General features: G+C 63.1%; 2 protein-coding genes. Both read right to left on the bottom strand.

Annotation, left to right across the window (positions count from 1 at the left end; translation table 11 throughout):
• Positions 1–503, bottom strand: a 503-nt coding sequence (locus C8K18_RS32970) for a succinate dehydrogenase iron-sulfur subunit (protein WP_108506371.1), incomplete at its 3' end; no start/stop codon positions are given.
• Positions 504–533: 30 nt separating this feature from the next.
• Positions 534–1,470: FAD-binding protein (locus C8K18_RS32965; RefSeq protein ID WP_146190911.1), on the bottom strand; the 937-nt coding region annotated here is incomplete at its 5' end.

The following is a 1,470-nucleotide window of genomic DNA, read 5'->3' as shown; positions in this document are numbered from 1 at the left end:
GGACCCACGAACTTGTCCGGATTCCACCAGAAGCTCGGGCACGACGTCGAGCAGCTCGCGCACAGAATGCACTCGTACAGACCATCCAGCTCGTCGCGTTCTTCCGGCGACTGCAGACGCTCCTTCTCCGGCGGCGGCGTGTCGTTGATCAGGTACGGCTTGATCGAGTGATACTGGTTGAAGAACTGCGTGAAGTCGCAGATCAGGTCGCGCACCACCGGCAGTCCCGGCAGCGGACGCAGCACGATCTTCTGCGGCAGATCGTTCAGGTTCGTCAGACACGCCAGACCGTTCTTGCCGTTGATGTTCATCGCGTCCGAACCGCATACGCCTTCGCGGCACGAACGGCGGAACGACAGCGTTTCGTCGAGCGCCTTCAGTTTCACCAGCGCGTCGAGCAGCATGCGCTCATGCGAGTCGATCTCGATCTCGTACGTCTGCATGCGCGGCGCCGCGTCCTTATCCGGATCGTAGCGGTAGATTTCAAATGTACGCTTGGCCATATTGTGGGTCCTTTGACTTGTGCGTGTGCCTTAGAAGGTCCGCGCCTTGGGCGGCACCGATTCAACCGTCAGCGGCTGCATGTGCACCGGCTTGTAGTCGAGGCGGTCGCCCTCGCTGAACCACAACGTATGGCGCAGCCAGTTTTCGTCGTCGCGATGCTCGAAGTCGTTCTGCGCATGCGCGCCGCGGCTTTCCTTGCGTGCTTCGGCCGAGACCATCGTCGCGCGCGCCACTTCGATCAGGTTCGCCACTTCCAGCGCCTCGACGCGCGCGGTGTTGAACACCTTCGACTTGTCCTTCAGGTGGATATTCTCCACACGCGCCGCCACTTCGCGGATCGCCTCCACGCCTTCGGACAGCAGCGCCGACGTGCGGAACACGCCCGCATGTTTCTGCATCGTGCCGCGGATGTCGTTCGCCACCGACTGCGCATACTCGCCCGACGACGAGCTTTCCAGCTTCGCCAGACGCGACAGCGCGAAGTCCGCCGCATCGGCCGGCAGCGGCTTGTGGTCCTTGATTTCCTTCACGTGCTTGACGATGTGATTGCCCGCCGCGCGGCCAAACACCACCAGGTCGAGCAGCGAGTTCGTGCCCAGGCGGTTCGCGCCGTGCACCGACACGCACGAGCATTCGCCGACCGCGTAGAAGCCGTTCACCGGCTCCTCGTGACCGCGCGCCGTACCGACCACCTGACCGTGGATGTTCGTCGGAATGCCGCCCATCTGGTAGTGAATGGTCGGCACAACGGGGATCGGCTCCTTGATGCAGTCGACGTTGGCGAACTTCAGCGCGATCTCGCGGATCGACGGCAGACGCTTCATGATCGTCTCGGCGCCGATGTGCGACAGGTCCAGCAGCACGTGGTCCTTGTTCGGACCGACGCCGCGGCCTTCCTTGATTTCCTGGTCCATCGAGCGCGAAACGAAGTCGCGCGGCGCGAGATCCTTCAGCGTCGGCGCGTAG

It is taken from the genome of Paraburkholderia sp. GV068 (assembly GCF_003058125.1).
Taxonomy (GTDB): domain Bacteria; phylum Pseudomonadota; class Gammaproteobacteria; order Burkholderiales; family Burkholderiaceae; genus Paraburkholderia; species Paraburkholderia graminis.
This window is presented reverse-complemented; position numbering and strand designations above follow the sequence as displayed.